Origin of the sequence: Haladaptatus halobius, assembly GCF_020618475.1 — an archaeon.
Taxonomy (GTDB): domain Archaea; phylum Halobacteriota; class Halobacteria; order Halobacteriales; family Haladaptataceae; genus Haladaptatus; species Haladaptatus halobius.
Map to the genome: position 1 here is coordinate 444,870 of NZ_CP085337.1, position 23,902 is coordinate 468,771.

Annotated in this window: 24 protein-coding genes; 14 read left to right on the plus strand and 10 right to left on the minus strand. The window is 53.4% G+C overall.

The window, feature by feature from the left end; all coding sequences use genetic code 11:
* Positions 1-77 precede the first annotated feature (77 nt).
* On the minus strand, positions 78-638 hold the full coding sequence (locus LIW51_RS25960; RefSeq protein WP_227378351.1) for a hypothetical protein: 561 nt from the start codon (positions 636-638) through the stop codon (positions 78-80).
* A 667-nt stretch (positions 639-1,305) separates the two neighbouring features.
* Here LIW51_RS25960 and LIW51_RS25965 point away from each other — a divergent pair.
* Both LIW51_RS25965 and LIW51_RS25970 read left to right on the plus strand, forming a co-directional pair.
* Entirely contained in the window at positions 1,306-1,521 is a 216-nt protein-coding gene (locus tag LIW51_RS25965) for a heavy-metal-associated domain-containing protein (protein ID WP_227378352.1), read from the plus strand.
* Positions 1,522-1,947: 426 nt separating this feature from the next.
* Positions 1,948-2,562, plus strand: a complete 615-nt coding sequence (locus LIW51_RS25970; RefSeq protein ID WP_227378353.1) for a hypothetical protein — start codon at positions 1,948-1,950, stop codon at positions 2,560-2,562.
* A 69-nt stretch (positions 2,563-2,631) separates the two neighbouring features.
* Here LIW51_RS25970 and LIW51_RS40085 read toward each other — a convergent pair whose 3' ends face one another.
* Positions 2,632-2,766: a DUF7503 family protein gene (locus LIW51_RS40085; RefSeq protein ID WP_438267411.1), complete on the minus strand. Its 135-nt coding sequence runs from the start codon at positions 2,764-2,766 to the stop codon at positions 2,632-2,634.
* Positions 2,767-3,320: 554 nt separating this feature from the next.
* Between LIW51_RS40085 and LIW51_RS40090 the strand changes: the two genes are divergently transcribed.
* Positions 3,321-3,401, plus strand: coding sequence for a hypothetical protein (locus LIW51_RS40090; RefSeq protein WP_438267437.1), 81 nt, complete (start codon positions 3,321-3,323; stop codon positions 3,399-3,401).
* 16 nt (positions 3,402-3,417) lie between these two features.
* Here the strand turns inward: LIW51_RS40090 and LIW51_RS25975 are convergent, their stop codons facing one another.
* Entirely contained in the window at positions 3,418-3,867 is a 450-nt protein-coding gene (locus LIW51_RS25975; protein ID WP_227378354.1) for a universal stress protein, read from the minus strand.
* Positions 3,868-4,441: 574 nt separating this feature from the next.
* On the opposite strand from LIW51_RS25975, the gene lpdA reads away from it, so the two are divergent.
* From lpdA to LIW51_RS26010, 7 genes are all read left to right on the plus strand, one after another.
* Positions 4,442-5,866 (plus strand): dihydrolipoyl dehydrogenase, encoded by a 1,425-nt coding sequence (lpdA, locus tag LIW51_RS25980; protein WP_227378355.1) that lies wholly within the window; start codon positions 4,442-4,444, stop codon positions 5,864-5,866.
* A gap of 106 nt (positions 5,867-5,972) precedes the next feature.
* Positions 5,973-8,165, plus strand: coding sequence for an alpha-ketoacid dehydrogenase subunit alpha/beta (locus tag LIW51_RS25985; RefSeq protein ID WP_227378356.1), 2,193 nt, complete (start codon positions 5,973-5,975; stop codon positions 8,163-8,165).
* An 81-nt stretch (positions 8,166-8,246) separates the two neighbouring features.
* Positions 8,247-9,689, plus strand: coding sequence for a dihydrolipoamide acetyltransferase family protein (locus LIW51_RS25990; protein WP_227378357.1), 1,443 nt, complete (start codon positions 8,247-8,249; stop codon positions 9,687-9,689).
* A gap of 48 nt (positions 9,690-9,737) precedes the next feature.
* A complete protein-coding gene (locus LIW51_RS25995) occupies positions 9,738-10,067 on the plus strand; it encodes an OsmC family protein (protein ID WP_255767558.1) in 330 nt (109 codons plus the stop codon).
* 158 nt (positions 10,068-10,225) lie between these two features.
* Positions 10,226-10,867, plus strand: a complete 642-nt coding sequence (locus LIW51_RS26000) for a phosphoribosyltransferase (RefSeq protein WP_227378358.1) — start codon at positions 10,226-10,228, stop codon at positions 10,865-10,867.
* A gap of 195 nt (positions 10,868-11,062) precedes the next feature.
* On the plus strand, positions 11,063-12,301 hold the full coding sequence (locus tag LIW51_RS26005) for an RNA-guided endonuclease InsQ/TnpB family protein (protein WP_227378359.1): 1,239 nt from the start codon (positions 11,063-11,065) through the stop codon (positions 12,299-12,301).
* 15 nt (positions 12,302-12,316) lie between these two features.
* On the plus strand, positions 12,317-12,691 hold the full coding sequence (locus LIW51_RS26010; protein WP_227378360.1) for a DUF7522 family protein: 375 nt from the start codon (positions 12,317-12,319) through the stop codon (positions 12,689-12,691).
* A gap of 26 nt (positions 12,692-12,717) precedes the next feature.
* On the opposite strand, the gene LIW51_RS26015 is transcribed toward LIW51_RS26010, so the two are convergent.
* Positions 12,718-13,062 carry a hypothetical protein gene (locus tag LIW51_RS26015; RefSeq protein WP_227378361.1) on the minus strand — a complete coding sequence of 115 codons (345 nt, stop codon included), beginning with the start codon at positions 13,060-13,062 and terminating at the stop codon, positions 12,718-12,720.
* A gap of 847 nt (positions 13,063-13,909) precedes the next feature.
* Between LIW51_RS26015 and LIW51_RS26020 the strand changes: the two genes are divergently transcribed.
* Both LIW51_RS26020 and LIW51_RS26025 read left to right on the plus strand, forming a co-directional pair.
* Complete coding sequence (locus LIW51_RS26020) at positions 13,910-14,059, plus strand: rubrerythrin-like domain-containing protein (protein ID WP_227378362.1); 150 nt, start codon at positions 13,910-13,912, stop codon at positions 14,057-14,059.
* A gap of 9 nt (positions 14,060-14,068) precedes the next feature.
* A complete protein-coding gene (locus LIW51_RS26025; protein ID WP_227378363.1) occupies positions 14,069-14,935 on the plus strand; it encodes a universal stress protein in 867 nt (288 codons plus the stop codon).
* Positions 14,936-16,139: 1,204 nt separating this feature from the next.
* Here the strand turns inward: LIW51_RS26025 and LIW51_RS26030 are convergent.
* The 4 genes from LIW51_RS26030 to LIW51_RS26045 form a co-directional block, all read right to left on the minus strand.
* Positions 16,140-17,597: an alkaline phosphatase family protein gene (locus tag LIW51_RS26030; protein WP_227378364.1), complete on the minus strand. Its 1,458-nt coding sequence runs from the start codon at positions 17,595-17,597 to the stop codon at positions 16,140-16,142.
* Between the two features lie 275 nt (positions 17,598-17,872).
* On the minus strand, positions 17,873-18,712 hold the full coding sequence (locus LIW51_RS26035; RefSeq protein WP_227378365.1) for an ABC transporter permease: 840 nt from the start codon (positions 18,710-18,712) through the stop codon (positions 17,873-17,875).
* A complete protein-coding gene (locus LIW51_RS26040; RefSeq protein WP_227378366.1) occupies positions 18,709-19,671 on the minus strand; it encodes an ATP-binding cassette domain-containing protein in 963 nt (320 codons plus the stop codon). The genes LIW51_RS26035 and LIW51_RS26040 overlap by 4 nt, the downstream gene beginning before the upstream one ends.
* A 415-nt stretch (positions 19,672-20,086) precedes the next feature.
* Positions 20,087-20,308: an SWIM zinc finger family protein gene (locus LIW51_RS26045; RefSeq protein WP_227378367.1), complete on the minus strand. Its 222-nt coding sequence runs from the start codon at positions 20,306-20,308 to the stop codon at positions 20,087-20,089.
* A gap of 194 nt (positions 20,309-20,502) precedes the next feature.
* On the opposite strand from LIW51_RS26045, the gene LIW51_RS26050 reads away from it, so the two are divergent.
* Positions 20,503-20,673, plus strand: coding sequence for a hypothetical protein (locus LIW51_RS26050; RefSeq protein ID WP_227378368.1), 171 nt, complete (start codon positions 20,503-20,505; stop codon positions 20,671-20,673).
* Between the two features lie 261 nt (positions 20,674-20,934).
* On the opposite strand, the gene LIW51_RS26055 is transcribed toward LIW51_RS26050, so the two are convergent.
* Positions 20,935-21,408: a class I SAM-dependent methyltransferase gene (locus LIW51_RS26055; protein WP_227378369.1), complete on the minus strand. Its 474-nt coding sequence runs from the start codon at positions 21,406-21,408 to the stop codon at positions 20,935-20,937.
* A gap of 414 nt (positions 21,409-21,822) precedes the next feature.
* Complete coding sequence (locus LIW51_RS26060) at positions 21,823-22,530, minus strand: helix-turn-helix domain-containing protein (protein ID WP_227378370.1); 708 nt, start codon at positions 22,528-22,530, stop codon at positions 21,823-21,825.
* A gap of 285 nt (positions 22,531-22,815) precedes the next feature.
* Here LIW51_RS26060 and LIW51_RS26065 point away from each other — a divergent pair, with 285 nt between their 5' ends.
* Positions 22,816-23,256 (plus strand): DUF6069 family protein, encoded by a 441-nt coding sequence (locus LIW51_RS26065; protein ID WP_227378371.1) that lies wholly within the window; start codon positions 22,816-22,818, stop codon positions 23,254-23,256.
* Positions 23,257-23,902 lie beyond the last annotated feature (646 nt).

A 23,902-nucleotide genomic window follows, 5' to 3' on the forward strand; every position in this document is an offset into this window, starting at 1 on the left:
AGATTAATAGAATTAATTCTAATATATTTTTATGATTTAATTTAATATCATCCTACGCACCCAGTTATTCAGAATAACTAGAGTAAAAGTAAATCCCCACTATCTTGGGCTTTAAACGCATCAAGATAAAGTTCAAGAATTATTTCGCGAATGTAATTAAGACGATCAGCTCTATCATCAGTGCAATTCGTCCCACACTTAGCGATTATTTCCCCACCATGAAATTCCATATACTTCAGGTTTCCTGCGCAGTGAGGACACCGGAGTTCAGTATGGGCTTTCATCCACTTCGTTTCGAATCCTTCTCTGGCGAGCCATTCCCCTAATGCGAACCAGATGTAAATGTCCCATTCGTTTTTCCCATTGGCAGCTCGTTTAAGCCTACTAAGGCCGACTGCTGCTTTACGATAGAGTCGCTGATCTGGTTCGTGATGATATTTGTGACATCGGCGGAAATAGTTGAGTAATGCCCTCTTTGATGACCTGAGTGAGCCATTTGTCAATTCACCATTTGATGAATCTTCTGTTTGGGATCGATCTTGTAATGGTACACGCTGGGATCTTCCCCGCTCATCGTAGTGTTTTTCTTCAGTAAGTGGAGCTCCCGTTTTCGGACAGAATGCGTGGGGTCCTTTCATGGTTTGTTTTGCTGGGATATCATTGACTTTTGATCGCGATGCCCAATATGTCTGACTACCGTAGATATGTCATCGTGATCGGCGTGTATGCTGATAATTTAGACACGCGGAAAAAGGTTGAACATAGTAGAAATTCCTAACAGGAATTTCATCGCTGTCACCGTCTTAATAACCTCTTCAGGGACCAATATGTTTCACTGTATTACACGTGCTAAACTCCTTCATAAAGGAACAAACATCGTAAGCGAATATGGTGAGAAGATAGCCGACATCGCTCACTTTCACCACACAGAATAGTCTCGCTACACCAGCGATTAAAGGAAGTGGTTCAATATCCATTAAACTCACGTTTTAAATTAGGTCTGTAGTACGTATTGAACGTGTGCCCTAAGCGTTGGGTTGATAGAAATAGGATACTCTAAACCTCCTAGTAGGAGCATCCCGTAAGCTAGGAGTTAATGTGGAAACGGTTTTGTGCGTTTCAAAAGAAGAGGGAATCTTCACCTCACCAATCGCGAGCAAGCAGCCCCGCAAATGTACAGTGGAAATTTTCAAAACCATCTCATCTCTTAATATTCTGAGTCTCTGAAGATAAAATTTAGGGTCTTCTATCCATTCCACTACCATATTTATATAGCTTAAGTGAATTCGCTTGCTATTCCTGGATATGGAGAAGCACGAACTCCAAGTTAATGGGATAGATTGTATCGCTTGTACACAGCTTATTGAACAGAAGCTAAAAAAGATCGAAGGTGTCAATAAGGTAGCTACGGATTTAGAAGATGGTATTGTTACAATCACCGTCAATGATTCAGAGACAGGAAGTTTTGTGGAATATATCGTTAAGGATATCGGATACGATGTTCTAAGCCATACTTCGTGATAGACAACACGAAAAGAAACGACCGACGATCAACAGTTGAATCACTGAGCAAGGAAAACCACCCGGTGTCGAATACGATTTGGATAGAGATGGAATTCTCTGCTAACAGCTGGCGGAAATCGATATTAACAGTGTAGAGGATTATAACGGAAGCCACTTTCACGCAGATGATTTCTCAACTTTCATAATTACTTTTATATAAAGTGGAAATTAACCTTGCCACCAATCGTTGGAATTCCTAAGGATAGTGCTTGTCAATATTCATCGACCGATAATAAAAGAGTACTCCAATGATCCACACCTAGCAACAAAGCTAATAAAACGGGAAGTTAAGGTCTCACCTGCAATAGCCCAGTTAGACAATACATCCCCAGAAGAAAAAATGCTGATCCTTTTAAAGTCTCGGATAGTAATCAGGAGAAGACCATGACTTACAACAAAACCAATCCCGTCGAAAGCACTTATATTGAATCAGCTATCGAGCAATTCGAGGAATTAGAACCTCAAGACCCAATAACAGTTGAGGAGGTAAAAAATTTTATTTCCTGTATTCAAGATGAAAATCAAAAGCATCTCATTGGCATGTTGGATACAGCGTACTCCATTGATGGGCACCTTAAAATCATAAAGGAGACCGAAACCGAGTATTATTTCCATGATGAAGACGGATCGGAATTAGACGATATGATAAGTTTTATAGACCGATCAGGTACAGATGTAGAGAACATAATAAAGCAATCATTCAATGAAAAGGTCGAAGCGAACACTGATTCAGAGATTTCTGGTGATGGTTTTGTTGTAGAAAAGCCACCTCGATGGGGGGACGCAGAGTGGGTCAACCGACGGGAATTGAAATATCTATTAGAGAACGGTCTTTCACCCGCAGAGGTTCTTGACTACTGGTTCATTGTTCAACAGGGATACTCGGAAACGGATTGGGTGGAATATCGCGGGACCTCCCAACAAACCATAAGTAATAATATTTATAAAGCGAAGAGAAAACTGTCAGAAAGGAGTATGCTACGCCTTTTCATCTCATAATTGAATGGATTTCCGACAGTTATTTCCTCCTCTGGGAAAAATAAGAATCAATTAATTCTACCTTTTAACTTAGGGTCCACTGACTGCGCTAGCGGCGTTGGCAGCTGCATTCCCTGTTTCTAGGACTATTAAACCCACAAAAAACAACACACCGATCATTCGTGGATTCTCTTCTAGGTATTTTACTGTGGTTTTCTGGCTCATAGCTCCAATTCACTATCTTCTCAAAGAGCCATAAATATCTCTAAATCATAATTATAATTACAATGTTATTATTACAATCAATGTTATAAAGTGAGTATTGTTATATTAATTAATAGAATCAAGGTATCCTAATGAAAACCGGGGTACAAAAGATGTTCGTAAGGTAAAAAGCTGATTCGAATTCGAAAGCATTGCTACTGAGCCACAGAACTATCGTAACGTAAGTCAATATCCAATCTAATTTCTTTGAACTTGTTGCTTCGTAGGTAGGATAGGTTGTATCCATTGGACAGTTTTGACCTTCATCCTGAGCGAATGGTAGATCTTCGTCAATTGAGCATTCTTCGTTGCCTTAGGAACGGAATAGTGCGCATTTCGACTAAAGTGTGTCAGCGGCAATGGTGAGGCTGCACGGCACAACGTTCTTTCATCGCGAACCTCTCGCCGAGGCAGGGCAAAGAAATTCGATGCGCGACGATAGTAGGGTGCCTGTTCTGTTCGCACCCTAGGAGCCAATAGTCTTCACGCAGAATCTAGGTGCCAACTGTGGAGAGATGGGGACACTCGAAGACTGCCTACCGTCTGAGTGTCCGGACTGTGGATCTGCGAACGTCTACAAGTGGCGCGAGGACTAACAGTGAGTACTACACTTTATTCATCGAGTTGGACAACCAGCACTGGCACCTCTGCCGTTCGAAGTACCTTTTCAGCAACGCTTCCAAGAAGGTGGCGGTCGAGACCAGACCGCCCATGTGTGCCAATGACGATGAGATCAATTCCCTGCTCGGACGCATAGGATTGAATCTCTTCGTGGGGGCGGCCGTACTCAACCATTTCTGTGGTGGTTGGCACACCGGCTTCTGCCGCCTGTGTTGCGACCTCGTCGACAAACGTCTGTCCCTGCTCATCAAGTTGCTCGTGAACGACCTCCGATGTCATGCCGTCCGCCGCTGGTGTTGCAGTAAGATCGATTGCTGACTGGTCGACAACGTGGAGTACATGCAGTTCTGCGTCGTAAGTTCTGGCGTGCGTGATAGCCTGCTCCACTGCAGTTTTCGTCCCTTCGCTACCGTCCGTTGGAACGAGGATTCGGTCATACATCGTGACTCGTTTTCGTCGCTACGCGGAAAATATCTATTGGGCGATGCACGACGAATTCGAAACACAGCAGGAGAACCCAGTTAATAGACCCACTTCCCAAGACATACTGATGGGAGCATATTGCAGTTGAGAAGTCATACCGCGTGCTTTCCGAATCAGCTTCTGTCCGACATAAATGTTTCAAGAACCCGTAGCAGACGAAGGCGGTGAGCCCGCTGTACACCCGGCTGACTGCCCATTCTGACACGTATAAACGGCCTCGCGAGTCGATTGCATGAGGAACGCGGCACCGAGGATGGCCATCAGAGATTATGCACTGGCGATCGCTAATTCAGTTGTTGGATTCATATCGAACTTGGACGAGATGCTAGTTCGATATCGTCCTAAGCTAGGTTACAGCTGTGAGAATAGCAAATCAGGATTCCAGACCGACGTTCGACAGGCTCCCAGCGAGCACGCTGAGGTAGGCAACCGCGACGGCAACGCGTAGTTCGACATGTAACGATGCGTCGGCAGGAACACGATAGCAAGTCGTACCGCACGAAAACCGGCCGCAATCAACCCCTACCAGAGAATGTCTGCGCACCACGTTCCGGACGAAACCGACGTCGTCATCGTTGGCGCGGGGCCAGGCGGATACGTCGCCGCGATCCGCGCCGCCCAGCTCGACATGGACGTAACACTGGTCGAGAAGGGGGCCGTCGGAGGGATGTGTCTGAACGACGGTTGTATCCCGTCGAAAGCACTCATCTCGGCGACGGACACAGCTCATGCGGCGCGGCACGCCGAGGAGCGGGGCATTGACGCTGACCTTACTATCGATCTACAGCGGATGGTCAACTGGAAAGACAGCGTCGTCGACCGGCTCACAGGTGGTGTCGAAAAGCTGTGCGAGCAGGCCGGTGTGACTCTCATCGAAGGGCGGGCAACGTTTGCTGACGACACGACCGTTGAGATCACCAGCAAGGACGAGGAGACGACTGGCAGGCTGACGTTCGAGCAGGCCATCATTGCAACCGGAAGCCGACCGACTGAGCTTCCGGGCTTCGAGTTCGACGGTGAGCGTGTTCTGGACGCGCGAGATGCGCTCACGTTGGAGACAGTACCAGATTCCCTCCTCGTGATTGGTGCTGGTTATATCGGCATGGAGCTCGCGACCGTATTCACGAAACTCGGCGCCGACGTGACCGTCGTTGAGCCGCTCGATTCCGTGTTGCCCAGGTATGAGGACGATGTCTCAGACGTGGTTCGGACGCGAGGCGAGGATCTTGGGATCGAGTTTCACGTCGGCGAGGCGCCGGCGGAGTGGCGCGAGCACGACAGTGACGGCATCATCGTCGAAACCGAGGACGAAGATGGCGAACAGACGGAATTCGACACGTCGAAGGTGGTCGTGGCTGCCGGCCGTAAGCCCGTCACAGACACCCTCAACCTTGCTGCAGTCGGCCTTGAACCGAACGAGGATGGCTTCGTCGAGACTGACAATCACACTCGGACAGCCGTCAAACACGTTTTCGCGGTCGGCGACGTGGCGGGCAAACCCCTACTGGCGCACAAGGGAATGATGGAAGGTGAAGTCGCTGCCGAGGTAATCGCGGGCGAACCCGCCGCCCTTGACTACCAAGTGGTGCCGGAAGTGATGTTCACCGATCCCGAAATCGGTACTGTAGGGATGACCGAAACCGAGGCCGTGGACGCAGGCTACTCCACGACCGTCGGTACAATGCCGATGCAGGCGAGCGGACGCGCGCTCACGTTGAACGACGACGAGGGATTTGTCCGCGTCGTCGCCGAGGCCGAGGAGGGATATCTTCTTGGCGCGCAGATCGTCGCTTCGGAGGCGTCAGAGCTGATCGCTGAATTCGGCCTCGCCATCGAACTCGGAGCAACCGTCGAAGATGTTGCCGCGACCATCCACACCCATCCGACACTCGCAGAGGCCGCAAAAGAGGCGGCCGCAAACACCCGTGACCGTGCCATCCACACTAGAAACGAGTGACGCGAATACATCAAAACAATGACTGAATGTGCCACCTCACCGACGGCAGCCTCTGGTCGCATCGACATGGAACCACAAGCCGTACACCGAGTATCGGGACATACAGATGTCTGAAGAGACCTGGTCCGAGAGCCGGCAGCCACGCGACTTCCACCAGCTCCTCGACGAGGATGGCGGTCTCCTCGACGGCGCTAACGTGCCTGATCTTGACGATACCGAACTCGTTGACCTCTACCGGACGATGGTCACGACGCGAACGCTCGAGGACAAGATGCTGAATATGCAGCGAAGCGGAGAAGCGAGTCTCGTCGCACGCTCGCGCGGCGAAGAGGCAACGTCACTCGGCACCGCCGCTGCCCTCGATGAGGACGACTGGGTGTTCTACACCTACCGGCAGAACGCAGCACTGCTGCATTGGAACGTGCCGATGGCGAAGATCATCCTCGGGACGACCGGCCAGGAACCCGAGACAATCGCCGAGGGGCTCGGTGACTGGGAGTCCCCCGTGAACTTTGCGCCAGACTATACGCCAGTCGCGGTCAACGTGACGAACGCGGCCGGGTCGGCGATGACGGATCGGTTCCGCAACCGTGACACAGTATCGATGGTGTTCGTCGGGGATGGGTCGACGAGCGAAGGGTCGTTCCACGACGGAGTGAACTTCGCAGGCGTCTTCGACGCGCCAGTCGTCATCGTCGTCCAGAACAATCAGTGGGCTATTTCAGAGCCGGCGAAGCGCCAGACCGCTGCCGAGACGTTTGCACAGAAAGCCGAGGCGTACGGCGTGCCCCACACGCGTGTCGACGGCAACGACGTGCTCGCGGTCTACGACGCGGCGAGCGACGCCGTCGAGCGCGCCCGCGATGGCAACGGGCCAACCCTGATCGAGTGTGTCACCTATCGGATGGGGAACCACAATACCTCCGATAACGCAGCTCTCTACCGCGACGAGGACGAGCTGAAAGCGGAGTGGGCTGAACGCGACCCGATCGACCGGTTCTCAACATATCTCGGTCATCGAAACCTCCTTGACGACGACCGTCGCGAGGAGATCCAAAGCGAGGTAGACAATGAGGTGGCTGACGCCGTCGAGACGGCCCGGAACGTGCCGGACACCGATCCGATGCGGATGTTCGACCACCACCTCCACGGAACCTCGTGGCGCGAAACCCACCAACGAACCGAGTTCCAGCGCGAACGCGAGGGAACAAACCCGTTCACGGATTTCACCGGCGATGAGTTCGATACTGACCAGTGGGACGAGCAAGGCCCCAGCCTTGGCGTTGACGTCTTACCGCTCGACCCCGACACCGAGGAGGTCGAGACGGAGGAACTGAATGTCGTGACGGCAGTGAACCGGACGCTCCACCAGGAGATGGATCGCGACGACGCGATTCGCATTCTGGGGTATGACATCGGACCGATCGGCGGCGTCTACCGCGCCACCGAGGGTTTGCTCGACGCATTCGGGGGAGAGCGGGTGATCGACACGCCGCTGTCGGAGAACGGGATTATCGGCACCGCCGCTGGGATGGCGATGCGCGATGATCGTCCCATCCCCGAGATCCAGTTTATGGGGTTCTTCTACCCAGCGTTCGGCCAGTTCATGTACGCCGTGGCAAAGATGTACGAGCGCAGCGGCGGCAACGTCGAAATGCCGATGACAATTCGGATGGCGTACGGTGGTGGCATTAAGGCATTGGAGTACCACCAGGAATCGACCGAAACGCTGGAGATTCATGTTCCAGGCGTCCGGGTCGTCTGCCCGAGCACACCGTATCAGACGAAGGGACTGCTAGCATCAAGCATCCGGTGTGACGATCCGGTCGTGTTCATGGAGCCCAAACGGATTTACCGAGGATTCGAGGAACGAGTGCCGACCGACGAGTATACACTCCCGCTGGACGAAGCGCGACTCGTCCGCCAGGGTGCGGACGTCACCGTGCTCACGTGGGGTGCGATGGTTCGCCACGCAAAAAGCGCCGCTGATGAGATCGATGCTGACGTGGAGATTATCGACCTTGTCTCTCTATCGCCGCTCGATGTCGACACTATCTTACAATCAGTGAAGAAGACGGGCCGATGCGTCGTTGTCCAGGAGGCGCGCCGGACACTCGGCCTTGGGGCCGAACTCTCGGCGTTGATAAACGAGTATGCACTCGACCGATTGAAGGCTCCGGTCAAACGTGCAACGGGATACGATGTCCACTTCCCAGACAACGACATCGAGGACGATTACCTCACTGACGCGGAGCGTGCCAAAGACGCCATTGAGGCGGTGATGAGCTATGAGTTCTGACCGTTCAACACCCACACTCACGTATCCACCGGCCATGGAACAGTTCGAATATACAACCGCCGATGGATTGAGGTGGTGGGTATGACTCGCTACGAATTCGACCTTCCAGACCCCGGCGAAGGGTTGACTGAAGCCGAACTCGTTGAGTGGCACGTCGCTGAGGGCGACGATATCGAGGAGCACGACGTCCTCTGCGAGGTCGAAACCGACAAGGCAGTCACTGATATCCCGTCGCCGTGCCCTGGAACCATCGAGGAACGAAGAGCCGAGGTGGGCGATGCCGTACAGGTCGGCGAGGTACTCGTTGTCATCGAGACGGACGCTCCACCAAGCGGCGAGGCCGAAGCCGAGGTGGCCGAAGAGGCGACTGAGGAAGCCGACACCGATGAGGAAACAGCAGAAGACGAAGACGCAGCCAAGGAAGCAGAAACAGAAGACACCGAACAAGAGGCAGAGGCACAACCGGAAGAGCCTGCGGCCGAGCAAGAGGAGGTCGTTCAGGAGTCCGAAGCGGAGCCTCAGGCTGAGCAGGAGGCCGACACTGAGACTGAGGGCCGGGAGACACAGTCGCCGGCAACAGCCGACGAGCGGGTGTTTGCAGCGCCGCGAACCAGAGCATATGCCCGTGAGCAGGGGATTGACCTCTCGACCATCGACGGTTCAGGGCCAAACGGGCGGGTACTCCGCGAGGATATCGATGCACATCTTTCGAGCCAAACCGAGCGCGAGGTCGGTGGCGGCAGTACGGCCGCGGGCGAAGCGGCCTACGCGATCGAACATCCGACGACCGAGATCGAGCCGGTTGCGATTGACGAAGACGAGGAACGCTCCGAACGTCGCGACCTTTCGGGACTCCGCGGCCGCATCGCCGAGAACATGTCACGCTCCGCCGCGGTCATTCCACAGCTGACCTCTGGATTTCATGCCGACGCCACTGACCTCGTCGATCTTAAAAAACGCCTCGACGAGAAGCACGACGTCCACATCACCTACACACCAATCCTACTCAAAGCAGTCGTCCCGGCCCTGAAGGAGTTTCCGGTGGTTAACGCCAGTGTCGACGACACGACCGACGAAATCGTCGAGAAACATTACTACAACGTCGGGTTCGCCACCCACACCGAGGACGGATTAATGGTTCCCGTGATCAAAAATATCGACAGCAAATCCATCGTCAAGGTGGCACGGGAGATGACCGATCTCGCCGAGCAGGCCCGCGACCGCTCCATCAACGTTTCCGATATGCAGGACGGCACATTCACGGTGACCAACCTTGCATCGTTTGGCGAGCATCGGACGTTCGGGACGCCGATAATCAACCATCCCGAGGCTGCAATCATGGGAATTGGGCGTGTCCGGACGGAGCCTGTCGCTACCGAAGACGGCGAGGTTGAAGTGCGCCCACAAATCGATCTCTCCCTCTCGTACGACCACCGTATCATCGACGGGGCGACGGCGAACCAGTTCATGGAGTATCTCATCGAGGGTATCGAGGACACTGACATCCTCCTGGCGCGGCTGTAGACAGTGATGGGCGGCTAGAACCAGGGGCCGAGTCCACTGGAATATCTGTTGGCGGGGCAGGCGGGGTGTCTCAACGTCACCGGCCGCCAGGTCGCTACGGAGATGGACATCGATATCGACGATCTCAAACTCACCATCGAAGGTGAGTTCAACCAAGCAGCGTTCGCGGGAAATGTCGACGGCCGTACTGGTTTGCAGGATATCGAGGTGTGGATGACAGTGGATGCGGAGGCGGACGAGGACACTATCGAGGAATGGGCCGAACACGTTGAGGCGCGGTGCCCGGTTTCCGCCAACATCAAAAACGAGACATCGGTCGAACTGGCAATAGACCGGGTCAGACGGAGGCTCACGGCAGTGTTCGTAGAAGCGGCGTAATCGGTTATTCTAAAATCAAGTCCGGACGCTCTATTTCGAGATGTAATAACTTACCGTATCGATCAGTAGGACTACTTTTCACGCCGAGAGACAGCCCTTCCATCGAGGAGGACGACAGCCACAAAGGCGTGGAACCAATACGTTTGTCGAGGGAGAGCATGTTTCAGGATCGCACGGATGCTGGCGAGCGCCTCGGGACACGATTAATGGACACAGATGTCGATGCCGACATCGTGCTCGGGATTCCGCGAGGAGCACTGCCAGTTGCACGGCCAGTTGCTGACGCGCTCGACGTGCCGCTCGATATCGTCGTCGCGTCAAAGATCGGTGCCCCGAGCAACCCGGAACTGGCGATCGGTGCTGTCGCCAGCGACGGGAGCCTCTGGCTCAACGATGACCTCGTCGAACGATTGCAGATCGACGATGACTACATTGAGGGACAACGCGACCTCGAAGCGGAGACTGCCCACCAAAAGGCCGACCAGTACCGCGAAGGTGGGCGATTGCCGGAGTTGAGCGGCAAACGAGTCGTGGTCGTCGATGATGGGGTGGCGACCGGCGCGACCGCCATGGCCTGCCTGCGGCAGGTACAGGAGGCCGACGCGACCCACGTCGTGCTCGCAGTACCGGTTGGATCGCCGGATTCGATTCGGCAACTCGAATCGGAAGCCGACGAGGTTATCAGCCTGCAGACGCCACAGGACTTCCGTGCAGTCGGTCAGTATTACCAGGATTTCGGCCAAGTGAGCGACGAAGAGGCGATGACCTACCTTGATCGCGACGAACCGCCGCGAGAGTAGTACCGACTGTCAGAGATACCGCTACATGTCGAACTGTGATCGCGTTGTTGGATTCATAAGAGAACACAGCGCGGATACCCGCGACTTGAGGCGCGGGAGGAAGCGCGTACGCTTGATTACGCTACCACTGTTTACTGCTGGGCCGACTCCCGGTCGTATATTAATCTTTATAAGTATAAGTGTTGCATATGATATATGGAGGTTCGGCGGACTGTTCAAGTTAAGCTTGCTATGAGCGAAAGCGACGCCGACCTTCTTCACGAGACAATTCGGCAGTTCCGCTGGGCCGCGAACTACGTGGTTCTGAACGCTCGAAACGAAGAAGGTTACGTCGAAACGAGCAAAGGCAAACTCAACAGTCGCACTTACGACGATGTTCGTCGTGAGACGGATCTTCACGCAAATCTTGTTCAAGCGGCACGTAGCCGTGCAGCAGACGCGTTGAAATCCGTTGTGGCAAAGTGGAAGCGCGGGAAGAACGCGAGTCTTCCATACTTCTCGTCGCCGTTCCTCGAATACGACAAACGGAGCGCGACGTTCCACGACGACCACGCGTCGCTTTCGACTGTTGACGGTCGCATCACCGCTGAATACGTATTGCCCGACGATGGGCGAGAGACGCCCCACTCGGAGTACTTGTTTTCCGACGACTACGAGACGACTGGCGCGACGCTTCACTACCGCGAACACAGTGACGAGTTCTACCTTCACGTCAGAACAAAAGCTGACGTGAACGCTCCCGAACCATGCGAGAACGGAACGGTTCTTGGCGTGGATCTCGGGGTCGAAAACATCGCCGTTACTTCGACTGGCGTGTTTTGGTCGGCATCCGAACTTGACCACTGGCACCGCGAATACGAGAAGCGACGTGCGTCGCTCCAACAGTGTGGGTCGCGCTCCGCTCACGAGATCATGCAAGCGATCGGTCGCAAAGAGACGAGCCGCTTTGAGCACCTGTTGCACCGCGTGTCGAACGAGCTGGTTGAAGAAGCCGACGAACGAGGATGTTCGCATATCGCGTTTGAGGACTTGACTGACATTCGTGACCGAATGCCGGGCGCGAAGCGTCTTCACGCATGGGCGTTCCGCCGCCTCTACGACTACGTGGAGTACAAGGCTGAAGAACGCGGTATCTCGGTTCAACAGGTGAATCCAGCAAACACCTCGCGGCGGTGTTCCTCGTGCGGCTTCACTCACGAGGATAACCGCTCGTCGCAGGACACCTTTGAGTGTTTGAAGTGCGGCTATGCGAACCACGCGGATTACAACGCGGCGAAGAACATCGGTTACAGACTCCTTGGCACGCAAACCGCTGGCGAAGGAGGCGCACCCGTAGGTGTGCGCTTGAACACCGGGATGATGAACGCGAACGGCGTTACAGCCGTACCAACGTTGGTTAGAGCGGGAGTCCATGGTGAATGCCACGGCCGTTAGGCCGTGGTAGCTTACATGAGCGCTCCCCTCTCCAATGCAACAGCCGAAGAGGTTGTGCGAGCGTGTCGGACACAGATCGGCGATGAACTCCGAAGTATCACGTATTTCACCCCCGAAGATGCGCAGCATCTCTATCTCCGTGAGGATCTCGAACGTGGTGATAAACTGGGTTTCGTCGAGACCGAGCGCGTCGGGTTCGACCTTCAGCGCACCTACAACTGGTCTGAACTCGGCGAGTACAATTTCACGCTTAGAGACTTCGAGAACGGCTATCTTGTTCGCATAATCGCTGATACCAATGGCGTGTATCTCACCACTGATTCACTGACGATGTCTCAATTTGAGGAGGTAACGAGTGCGGTCAAACGCATTCTTGACGAACTTGACTAACCACCTCACGGTGTCCACTACCGCATCTATTGATCCGTATCAAGCGGTTCTGATGTGAGGGTATCTTGCGTTCGAAGCCACTCGACCAGTGAATCGTAGTTTTTATTCAGCCCTTCTCGGTGGAACTCACGTTTGAGAAGATCGGTACAGCGGTGTGCGATCGTCATCGGCTTCACTCCTTTGTACTCTGCGTGTTCGATGATGGTGGCCAGAAGGTGGGTCATCTGGGCAGCGGGTCTGTCCCAGGTAGGTGGCTCGAGACGGAGTACATGCTCCTCGTCGCCGATCTTGCTCGTTTCGACTGTCACGGATTCTTCCGTAATCAGCTTGTGCAATGCGTTTGCCGTGAGCGAAATCGTCTGAGTAGTCATGATAGATTTAATCTTTCTGCTTCAGTCGTATAGAACTTGGCACGATTTACGTAATTGCAGGCGAGAAAGCCTCGCCCTTGAGGGCGGGGATGAATCGCCGTCTTTGTTCACTTTTACTGTACGGTACAGTCTTCGGTGCTCTCCGTGCGTTTTTCTGGGTATCCGACGCGGTACATCCGCGCCCATACCGGGACAATCGGACAAATTCGGACTTCCCGACCGAGGCTCGAAGTACCCCTTCGGGATCGGTTGGGTACCGACGCTAAACAACCAAGTACCTCCGAATCCCTCACGGGAGAGGAGTAACGGCTACTCGGCATGGCCAGCACCTCGTCGGTGTGTAAACCGTAAACTCCCACCGAACCAGCGACCGACGTTGTGGGAATCCTCGCCCTTCAGGGCGGGGAGGATGTCAACTGAACCAGTTCCCCTAACTCTAGATTGCCGAGCGTTTCAACGAGGTCAGACATCTGTGATGTCTCCATCGAAGAATCGGCAGGCCAAGTAATATGGTTTCTGGGGACCATTGAGACAGCTGTTTTCACGTCTAAATTGTCCTATATACATACTTCCTTGCAGACGGATTTAGACATTGTTCTATCGATCAATATCTGCAGTTCCGTTTTCGACGAGACAATATTCGAATAGCACGAAACACCGAGGGACCGTATGAAAGGGGAACTGACGGACTAAAATACCCGCTAACGTATTCCACCTTCCGTCCTACTCCCAGAGAACACCACTAAATTTCAAAGCATGCACCGCATATCACTCACCGATGACAGGGTTGATTGAAAAAACCAGGAAGGGCCCCAAACCATAGGTCTGTACAAATATATATACTACTATGGCCGAACGCGATCCCATCGATGGAGAACCGCCCTATACACATGAATGTCAGGATTGCGGCCACCGGGTTGAAGCTGATGATCAACCTGGCGAGTGCCAAAACTGTGGAGGACCAATGCAAAATATCAGCCTCCCACGCGAAAAGTAGTATTTGACAATGTTCGATTCTATCCTGATTCCGGTCGACGGGAGTGCCACCGCAAAGCGCGCCGCCACATTTGGCTGTGCACTCGCAAAGCAATACGACGCTCATATCGACGCACTCCACGTGCTCGAAGAGCAGTCGCTGCTCCCCGGCGAAATAGGGGATCAAAACCCATCAGAGCAAGGACGTGAGGCACTTGATGAAATCACGGAGCTTGCTACCAGATGCGACATCATGGTTGAAACCCATCTTGTGGAAGGCCAACCCAACGAGGTTATCACTGGCCACGCAGATGAGAACGATATTGATCTTGTTGTGATGGGTCGCCATGGCCGAGGTGGATTGAAAGAGCGTCTGCTTGGTACCGTCACCGATCGCGTGTTACGCCAGACCAGCGTCTCAGTGCTCACTGTTCCTGGTGGTGATGTCGAGAACACCACTAGTATTGAGTATGATCGGATTCTCATTACGACAGACGGGAGTGAGAATGCTGAGCAGGCGGCACATTACGGTGTTGATTTCGCCCAGCACCTTGACGCTATGCTCCATCTACTCAACGTGGTCGACGTGCAGGCCGAGGCGGGTGCCTTCGACGCTGGTGGCGTCACAGAGGACTACATTGAGCACCTCGAGACAGAAGGCCGGGAGGCAATCGAGCGACTTGCACAACAGGTCGATGATAGCGATATCACGATGCAAACAGCTGTGGAACAAGGAGTTTCGCACGAAGCCATTGCTGAGTACGCCGCTGAGAATGGTATCGACCTGATCGTTATGGCGTCCGAGGGGGAGTCGAACATAGCGAGCCAATCTCTCGGCAGCGTCACGGATCGTGTTCTCCGCACCGTGGACGTGCCAGTACTAGTTGTCATCGTTTAACAACAATACACACTCCCAAACGGACGTGTCGTTCAATCGGTGGAAGCATCACCGAGATTCATACGATGTGACTGCATATCACTACTACACCAACCTAACAATCCACTACTTAGTCACCGAAATGGCTGCGCCACTCATCACTGATTTCAGCCCAAGTATACGCAACAAACACCCTGTTTCGAAAGACCGTTATTCCCCGTTTTCAGCATGTAACGTGATCGGTTGCGACACCTACAATAAACTGTCGAGCAAAGGAAATAGGTATTGGAGTATTAGGTCATCGAGAGCGTGGCAATTGTCTCATCAGTATTTCCATACAAATGAGTTGACTTAAGCTCAATCGTCCTTGACCCACAAGAAGGCGTCGTTACTGTCACTGTGGAACCGGATATCATATTGCCCATCGCCATTTGTATCCCTTTCATATTGTAACTCACTTCCGATTGAACAGTATACACTTAGCCAAACGGTCTCATCGGCAGCAACATCGGAGAGATCATGATTTGATGTACTATCAATGCATGCATCTGGACGCGAATATTCTCTCTCATCCAATTGCTCATCGGTAGGCGGTCTTCATTATCTGGCTATGTACGGCACGAACCGAGTGAAAAGACGTCGCTATAGCGGACGTGTTCGTAGTTGAGCGTCGACCCGGCCAGATAGATTGTAATAAATGATTAGTCGCCAACGATAACGGGAGTGGCGACGGCTGGATTCTCCGGCGATGTTTCAAGGTCACTGTTATCGAAAAGATACGTCCATTTTTGATCGCCGATTACTCGATCGAGGCAGCAACAAACGCTCGACCGGGTTCGGATGACGATTCCGGCACATATCGTCTTCCCGGATAGACCATTTCATTGACGACGGTTGGACTGCTAATGAAGCCTCTCTATTATTCCTGTTGCCATGCTTGCAATTCGGTCTCCGCTGAGAGCGCAATCACGGCTTTCTATGTTACCGATGAAATCACTTCGACAACAGGGAGTAGGCCAGCGACGTAGACTGTGAATGGATAGCCGTACAACCCATAGCTCCATCAACCGAATTTTCCGTATAATTTTTTAAGTAACAAGGTCGTCTACGGTGGGTTGGCAGTCGTCACTAGGTTTCGTGGCATCAAATTAGTTAAATTCATATGCTGGTCACACTATGACAATAGCGACCGTTGCTGCTAGTGAGATTAATTGCCTTAAGTGTATTATGGTGTGCGCTCGGCATTCCTATCTGTCGCAAAAATCGATGTCCGGATGCGCCCATCCATGTCGGAGGGAACTGCACAGTCATGTGCATGCAGGAGTGTTGGCGCGAGGTCAAGAATCGAGATCTCATCGATCGTCCCCGTCGTAAACATCGGTCCGGTTGCAGCGAACAATCCAGAGCGGGTGTTGACACCGCGCCACTTCTCGTGCTCCCGTGTGAATATCTCGTCTCCACCAAGTGTATCCGAGATGTGAAGAGACGGTGCTTTGTCAACGACGATATCAGGCCATTCATCGGCGTATACACCGCTATAGACGTTCTCACCACGATAGACCGCACGCGAAATAGGTCGTCCGTCAGGCGTCGTCAGCCGTTCTAATTTATCGATGAGTTCGTCGCGTACAGATTCGTAGTCTGGGCTATCTACAGTAAGATAGAGGGGACCTTGTGCGCTCGCGATTGCTGTCGTTTGCTCCCAATTGGCTGTGTCGAGTTTTCCTCGACCAACGTTCCCTTCATCATTTGGGAGTCGATTGATAAGGCTGTCGGGGACAAATTGCTCGGCGACTGATTGCGGGTCGAACGGCACGTGAGAATCCATTTCGGCGAGCGTCTCATTTATCCGATCAGCCGTAATCCCTGCTTCGTGAAGGGTGCTGCTAACTTGAGTGTTGAATGAAAGATACCCTTCCTGTTCGAGCCACCGATTAATATAAAAGACAGCTTGGATCTCGGCATGGCCGTGGTCGCTCATGAGGACGAGGTTTGTCTCATCATCGAGAAATGATGCGAGATGATCGTCGATCAGTTTCCACGCGCGGAGTGTACGCTCGTCATCCCAGAAATGATGGTGAAGAACATTGATATAGAACGTTGTCAATTGCAAAAAGGAGAGATCACGACTGTCAAGCAGGTATTTGCCTGCCTTGAATTGGGCATCAATCCGATCAAGGATTTCCTCATACGCAGCAGTCGTCTCTGATTGTAGTGACCGTCGTGTTGTCACCCGATAATCGAACCGCCCATGAAGCTCATCCTCAAGTTCAGCGGGGACTGTAAATCCAGTGGTATCTGCGTCTGGTGCACCCGAGACGTACGCTTCCCCGACTGATTTCGGTGGGAAAGTAGTTGGCACTCCAATGACGCCGACACGTTCCTGCTTGGCAAGTAGATCCCAATATTCAGCGTGGTCATGGTACCGATCTGCTGGAAGATAGACACGCTGATTGGCAGTATCGATATTATACCACCAGAAGATACCCAGTTGACCTGGATTCTTGCCGGTCGCGTAGGCTTTCCAATTTGGCGATGTGACTGGCGGCAATACAGATTGCAGATCGCCTGTTACGCCTTGTTCGGTGATTCGTTGCAGTGTTGGGAGTTCACCCGCCCTGATCCATGATTCAAGCAGTTTGAACCCCGCTCCATCAAGTCCGATAACAATAGTCCTTGCCATGTGTAATCACCGTCTCTGATTATACTGGGTCCTCGCTGAGAGTACACGAGTATCGTCGTTTCCATAGTTATTCAGCACCTACTGAAAGATATATTATAAATATAGCCGAGATGTTACAGTACTTCAACTTATAGTTACCTATAGAACAGAAAGACTGACAGTCGGCGTTGATCACTAGATCACTTCACAGCATTTTTCTGTTGCAGCGAACACGTAGGTCGGTGGAGCGTGCGTCGGTCATGCAGGTCCACTCGTAACCTTGCCCGAAATCGGTGCTACCGCTCCTTGCGGTACTTCCGGAGCGATAGCGGCGCGAAGACGGCGACGATCACAGCGGAGGTGACGAGCACCCACGCGACGTCCACGAACTCGACGCCACCGTGCATGAGACCGCGGGTGGCGTCTGCGAGGTGCGTGACCGGGTTGACGCCGACCACGATTTGGAGCCACCCTGGCATGGTCGCGGGGTCGACGAAGATGTTGGACACGAACGTGAGCGGGAACAACAGGAGGAAGCTCGTCGTCATAACGGACTCGGGCTTTTCGACGGTCAGCCCGACGACGATCCAGATCCAGGAGAGGCTGAACGCGAACACGAGTACGAGCGCCAGCGCGAGTAGCACACCCAAGAGACCGGCCCCAGGCCGGAAGCCGAGCACGACGCCGAGCCCGATGACCATCACCGCGGCGATGGAGTAGCGCATGATGTCGCCTAAGAGCGCGCCGACGATAGGTGCGGGTTGCCAGATCGGGAGTGACTGGAAGCGGTCGAACAGGCCGTTGTCGATGTCCGTGTTGAGCCCAAAACCGGTGTAGACGGTGATGAAGACGATGGACTGCACGAGGATGCCCGGTAGGAGGAACTGGATGTACTCGCTAGGTGACCCCGCGAGGGCCCCTCCGAATAGGAAGGTGAACAACAGCGTGAACATGAGCGGGAACGCCGTGACGTCGAACAGCTGGAACGGTACATGCTTGATTTTCAAGAGGGCCCGCCATCCAAGGGTGATCGAGGCGGAGACGGCTCCAGCACGTGGCGGGCGCTCGGCCTGTGAGAGGACGTCGCTCAGATCCTCCTCCACGACGAGCGGCGCCTCCGTGGTCTCGGTGCTCATGCTGCCACCTCCTCGGTCTTGTTCTCCGGGGGGTGGCCTGTCAGTGCCAGAAACACCTCGTCTAAACTCGCCTGTCCGAGCGAGAATTCGGCGACGCGCACACCGGCGCCTGCGAGCGCCGAGAGTGCCGCCGCTGCGTTCTCGTCATCCGTGATGCTTGCAGAGAGCGTGTCACGGCCGGCTCCGTCGAGGATCTCCACACCCAGGAGGTTCCCGAGGATGGTCTCAGCCTCCGCACGCCGTTCTGGGTCGTGCAGACGGACGTGGAACGTGCTGGCGCCTACGGCGGCCTTCAGCTCGCGGCTCGTGCCCTCGGCGATGACCCGCCCGTCGTCGATCACGGCGAGCCGATCCGCCAGACGGTCTGCCTCGTCCAGATACTGTGTGGTGAGGAGCACAGTCGTTCCCTCGGCGGCGATGGCGCGGATGATGGCCCAGACCTGGTTCCGGCTACGCGGGTCGAGGCCCGTCGTCGGCTCGTCCAGAAAGAGCACCTCGGGCGTGACAACCAGACTCGCGGCGACGTCGAGGCGGCGCTTCATGCCGCCGGAGTACGTCCGCACCTGTCGCCTGGCTGCCTCGGCGAGGCCGAAGGAGGCTAGCAGCTCGTCGGCGCGCTCACCGGCATTGCGCCACGAAAATCCGAGCAGACGCCCGACGAGAACGAGGTTCTCGCGGCCAGTTAGTTCCTCGTCGATGGAGGCGTACTGGCCAGTGAGGCTCACCTTCGCGCGAACCGCAGCCGCATCCCGCACAACGTCGTGTCCAAGGATAGTCGCGGTGCCCGCGTCCGGGCGGAGCAGCGTCGCAAGCATCCGGATCGTCGTCGTCTTCCCGGCGCCATTAGGACCGAGGAGACCGAACACGGTTCCTCGGGGTATCTGTAGGTCAATGCCGTCAACGGCGAGCGTGTCCCCGAAGGACTTACGCAAGCCGGTGGTCTCGATTGCGAGCGTCATTTCGTCGTTCTCCTTGATGTCGTATCAGATATGCGGTCCCAACGATTCGCCGGAGTGGTCGTCGCCGTTTCGACCGATTGCACGTGGTTCCTTGAGTACCGTGTCGTCTCTCCGCCCTCCGCGAACTGTTTTAGCGTCGTGTCTCCGGCTTCGGAGAGCGCCCGACGTGCTAGGGCGGTGAATTTTACTCGCGTTTCTGGTACGGTAATTGTCTCTCTCGACCTCTTTATGTAAGTCATGGAATATTCTTCGCTTGGAGGTCAATCCTCCACTAGAGCTTAGGCTCGCAGCGAAGATATAGTAGCGCCTAGTGGAGTGTAAGTGAGGCAATTTAGTCAGTGTCACAGATGGGAAATAATCTCTTTGGACTGATCACAGCCATCCAGTATAATATCAAAAAACGAGTGAACGGAGGTTAGTTCGGCAGTTCCTTCCGTCCCGTTCTCACGCACGGCCAGCACGGGAAGCCATTGAGCCCGTCACAATCGCATTTCTCTTGTTCAGCTTCGCCGTCTTCCGAGGGGAAGGCCTCAAGCGTCCCATCGTTGCTCGCCTTCACAACAGCGGCCATGTGTTTACAGAAAGCGTTGCGGTGGACGTGGTGCGGGCAGGTGCAGGCCATCAGTTTTTCGGTCACGTCGTCGATAGAGACAACGTACTGGTGGTCTGCGGGCTTCTCGTAGTTCTCATTGGTGCTGGCGAATAGTCTGGCAATGATTCTTACAGAACCTCATCGCGATTTGAGTCAGAATCGCAGAACGAGCAGGTATTGAATGAATAGGGTAGTAGGAAAATCGCTATAGTTATCATCCGTTTCAGTGTAGCAGTTGTATGGCGAAGAGCGATACTGCCAAAGAATCTGACAACGGCATTGAGTGGATCGCAATTGGGGCAGGGTTAGGCATGGCAGTAGGCGCAGCAGCAGGAATGACTGGTGCAGGACTCGTCCTCGGAGCAGGTGCTGGTGTCGCATATCAAACCGCTAAATCCAGGAAGAACTAACAAGAGCTCGTTATCTGAATTGCAGGCGCTAAAACCCCGCCGTAAACGGCGGGGAGACAGCGTCGTCTTTGATTTACTTTCACTGTGCGACACACCGTCGTAAAAAAGCATTTCGTGGAAGCAGGAAGCCCTGCCCTGAAGGGCGGGGTAGTTCACACATAGACCCCCTTTCTATCAAAAATTTATGCAAATTTTTCCCATGAAGTACTTAATATCACCGCTGAAAGTCCCTACAAAACGTCGACTGACCATCACTAGAAACTACTTCGATGCAATAGCACAGATTCCCATCTCCTTCTCCTCAATTCGAATGTTGTCGAACCCTCCATCTGAGAGAAGTGGTTGTAATTCATCAGATGATTGACCGGCACTCGGTGTGAAGCCAAGCACCACTCGACCAGACGGCTTCAGAACCCGACGTATCTCCTCAAGACCCTCGATGGGATTGGGCCAGACTTGCATCGAATTGATAGAAAACGCCAGATCAAAGGTTCCATCCTCGTAAGGCAAGTCATCAACTGAACCAAATCGTAGCTCGACATTACCGGCCTCAACGTCCTCTGCGTTCTGGTTTAATGCGAGTTCAACCATCACCTCAGAGTAATCAACGCCAGCGACAAAGCCATCTGGAGTTCTGGCAGCTGCCGATTGAATACCAATGCCCGGACCGAATCCAATCTCGATGACGTGGTCAGTTGGCTCAACGTCCAGCTCTGACAATACCCACTCGGCCATTTTGCGCTTTCCGCGTGTCGCCAATAGTCGTCCTCCGATTCTACCAAGGAGCCCACGCGGACGCCCGAACATCCGATCCAACAGAGTGTTTTTCGGATTCAATACGACCACCATGTTGGCTGAAATTGAGGACCATTCGCTATGGTGTCTGTCTTTGGATATGGCACTCCCGGTTCGGTGGAGTGGATCTCAGTGGGACTCATCTCCAATCCCAATCGGGGGAGTCTCAGATGAGATTGACCCGATTTTCTGGCATCTAATGGCATATTCGATTAGGCGTGGTCAAGGTGATTAACACCACTGCCGGAGATTTTCGGGACATCAAAGTAGCCGAGTGAACTCATAAATCACGTCGGTGATTCCGTCTCACTGTCGTCTGTCATTTGCAACGTGTGCAGTCGTAGAATGAGGTACTCAAACGAGGCGTGAAAGAACCTTGGACTCAATTTTTTGGAGATGTTCACCAACGGTTGCCCGGCTACGATCCACTTTCGCCGCGATATCCTCGAGCGTTGCCTGTCTCGGCACCTCGTAGTAACCCAATTCGACGGCCACTGTCAGCATCTGATGCTGCCGGTTCGTCAGTGTAGCTCCGAGATCTTGAATCCCAGGATGATACTCACCTGTCTTCTGGAGACGTATCTCAACAATATCGGAGAGTGCCTCGAGCGACTGCCGGAGTGACGGTTCTTCGCCGATTAGTGTCGCTTTGACGAAACCGCCGTCACAAAATTCTAGAGGAGTGTCAAGAATGACCTCGAATTTGTGAAGCGTCGAGACAATCGATCTAACAGGGTCAGTGAGTTCACAATGGACATACGCAAAGCCCTCACCATCTCCCTGACCCACGATATCGTAGTTTAGAACCTCTGATGCTGTGTCAAGTTCTTCATTGATTTGATCGAGTTCCCCCCGGAAATGATGGAGCATGACGATTGTTCCATCGTCGACGAGATTAAAGTGATGGAGGTACTCTCGTGATACTGATGTACCTTCGGGGGATATCTCGTCGTCTATTTTCAAGAGTATTGTTGCATACCTCGTTCGCGTATTTGTCTGTTGATTCCTGTAGTCCTCGTCAGTTCGTCGCTCGGGTAATTTGGTGGAGTGGCTTCCCGTCATGTGTTCGCCTCCTCGATAAACTCTATAAGAGGAATACTGGCCCCTTTATTTAAGTGAGCCGAATACCTCCGGCGGCGAATCCATGTTCCATCGGTTCTCGTTTATTAGTAGAACTAAACGATCTATGACGAAACAGAACAACCAATTTGACACAGGGCTGTTCGGCAGCGTCGGAACTGCCCTCCGCTACTTCGCTATAAATCCGACAGAGGGGCGGAATAGATGCGCTCCGATTGAGGTTTCAGTAACGTACTTTCAAATGAGCATGGGCATGGGAGACTGATCATGGGAGACGCAATTCTTTCTGCAGGAAGTACCGAGAGACAAGAGCCCATTTCTCTATCCCGACTGTGGTGGGTCGGGCCTATGGTGATCGCCACGTCGGTGGTCGCTAACATCGCAATACGTGAGTTCTCGTTGGCGATATTCAATATCTCACCTTCGTTCCATCATTTGATGTGGAGACACCTCATTACGGTCACTATTGTCGCTGTCAGTGTGGCTGTCCTCACTTTTGTAGTGGTAGCTCGGTATAGTCAAAATCCCATCTCCCTTTACCGCCAGCTAGCCGTTGTAGCCCTCACCCTCTCGATAATTCCAGATGTTGCAATGCTGTACGGGAGTGGGCCGGGACACACCCCTGCCGCGATCATCACCTTGATCAGTATTCACATAGTTGACGCCGTAATATGCATTCTATTACTTCCGATACTGACTAGTCAATGATACTAATTTTCACTTGGGTAGGCCAGGATTTATGCGAATCAAATGGTGAAACAGCCTTTCCTCCGAAACTGAGGTCGCCAAACAACCTCGAAGGTTGGATTTGATGCGTGCCTTAGCTGTATGCAGGCGCTAAGCCTCCATTCTCAAGGAGCGACCGAAGGGAGCGAGTAGGGTGGGGAGACAGCGCCGTCTTTGGTCACTATCACTGTGCGCCATAGCCTTACTACCCCCGCGTTCGAACGGTGTAGTAAGACACTCACTCCAATGCGTCTGGTGTTCAAACGCGACAAAAAGCGTGCATCAGTCGTGGTGGTTGAGTGTCCATCCGGTAGGAGTGGGACACTCCGAACCACCTGTCAAGGGAAATCGCCTGCGGAGTCTGGAACCGTCCTCAGAACCGACGGTTCTGATGGACCGCACAAGAGCGAAGCTCTTGTGGACGCTGTGGAAACGGTTTCTGCACGTTCTGACACAGAAACAGGAAGCTCCCACTTCAACAACTGAGGGCTGGGTAAGCCCGAACGCGGTAGGGGGGAGTAGTTCGCTTCCGTTATTGTCTGATGTGAATGTACCGTTCAGTAGGAATACGAATTTCGCATAGTCAGTTGATGCGAAGACTCCGTTGGCGGCAGCCGGATCTGTATTA

Coding starts and splice junctions, on each gene's coding strand:
- LIW51_RS26030 (WP_227378364.1), bottom strand. CDS start 17,597: ATGGCAAGGACTATTGTTATCGGACTTGATGGAGCGGGGTTCAAACTG.
- LIW51_RS25975 (WP_227378354.1), bottom strand. CDS start 3,867: ATGTATGACCGAATCCTCGTTCCAACGGACGGTAGCGAAGGGACGAAA.
- LIW51_RS26025 (WP_227378363.1), top strand. CDS start 14,069: ATGTTCGATTCTATCCTGATTCCGGTCGACGGGAGTGCCACCGCAAAG.
- LIW51_RS25990 (WP_227378357.1), top strand. CDS start 8,247: ATGACTCGCTACGAATTCGACCTTCCAGACCCCGGCGAAGGGTTGACT.
- LIW51_RS26005 (WP_227378359.1), top strand. CDS start 11,063: ATGGAGGTTCGGCGGACTGTTCAAGTTAAGCTTGCTATGAGCGAAAGC.
- LIW51_RS40085 (WP_438267411.1), bottom strand. CDS start 2,766: ATGAGCCAGAAAACCACAGTAAAATACCTAGAAGAGAATCCACGAATG.
- LIW51_RS25965 (WP_227378352.1), top strand. CDS start 1,306: ATGGAGAAGCACGAACTCCAAGTTAATGGGATAGATTGTATCGCTTGT.
- LIW51_RS25960 (WP_227378351.1), bottom strand. CDS start 638: ATGAAAGGACCCCACGCATTCTGTCCGAAAACGGGAGCTCCACTTACT.
- LIW51_RS26000 (WP_227378358.1), top strand. CDS start 10,226: ATGTTTCAGGATCGCACGGATGCTGGCGAGCGCCTCGGGACACGATTA.
- LIW51_RS26060 (WP_227378370.1), bottom strand. CDS start 22,530: ATGACGGGAAGCCACTCCACCAAATTACCCGAGCGACGAACTGACGAG.
- LIW51_RS26010 (WP_227378360.1), top strand. CDS start 12,317: ATGAGCGCTCCCCTCTCCAATGCAACAGCCGAAGAGGTTGTGCGAGCG.
- LIW51_RS26050 (WP_227378368.1), top strand. CDS start 20,503: ATGGCGAAGAGCGATACTGCCAAAGAATCTGACAACGGCATTGAGTGG.
- LIW51_RS40090 (WP_438267437.1), top strand. CDS start 3,321: ATGGGGACACTCGAAGACTGCCTACCGTCTGAGTGTCCGGACTGTGGA.
- LIW51_RS26065 (WP_227378371.1), top strand. CDS start 22,816: ATGGGAGACGCAATTCTTTCTGCAGGAAGTACCGAGAGACAAGAGCCC.
- LIW51_RS26035 (WP_227378365.1), bottom strand. CDS start 18,712: ATGAGCACCGAGACCACGGAGGCGCCGCTCGTCGTGGAGGAGGATCTG.
- LIW51_RS26020 (WP_227378362.1), top strand. CDS start 13,910: ATGGCCGAACGCGATCCCATCGATGGAGAACCGCCCTATACACATGAA.
- lpdA (WP_227378355.1), top strand. CDS start 4,442: ATGTCTGCGCACCACGTTCCGGACGAAACCGACGTCGTCATCGTTGGC.
- LIW51_RS26040 (WP_227378366.1), bottom strand. CDS start 19,671: ATGACGCTCGCAATCGAGACCACCGGCTTGCGTAAGTCCTTCGGGGAC.
- LIW51_RS26055 (WP_227378369.1), bottom strand. CDS start 21,408: ATGGCCGAGTGGGTATTGTCAGAGCTGGACGTTGAGCCAACTGACCAC.
- LIW51_RS26015 (WP_227378361.1), bottom strand. CDS start 13,062: ATGACTACTCAGACGATTTCGCTCACGGCAAACGCATTGCACAAGCTG.
- LIW51_RS25970 (WP_227378353.1), top strand. CDS start 1,948: ATGACTTACAACAAAACCAATCCCGTCGAAAGCACTTATATTGAATCA.
- LIW51_RS25985 (WP_227378356.1), top strand. CDS start 5,973: ATGTCTGAAGAGACCTGGTCCGAGAGCCGGCAGCCACGCGACTTCCAC.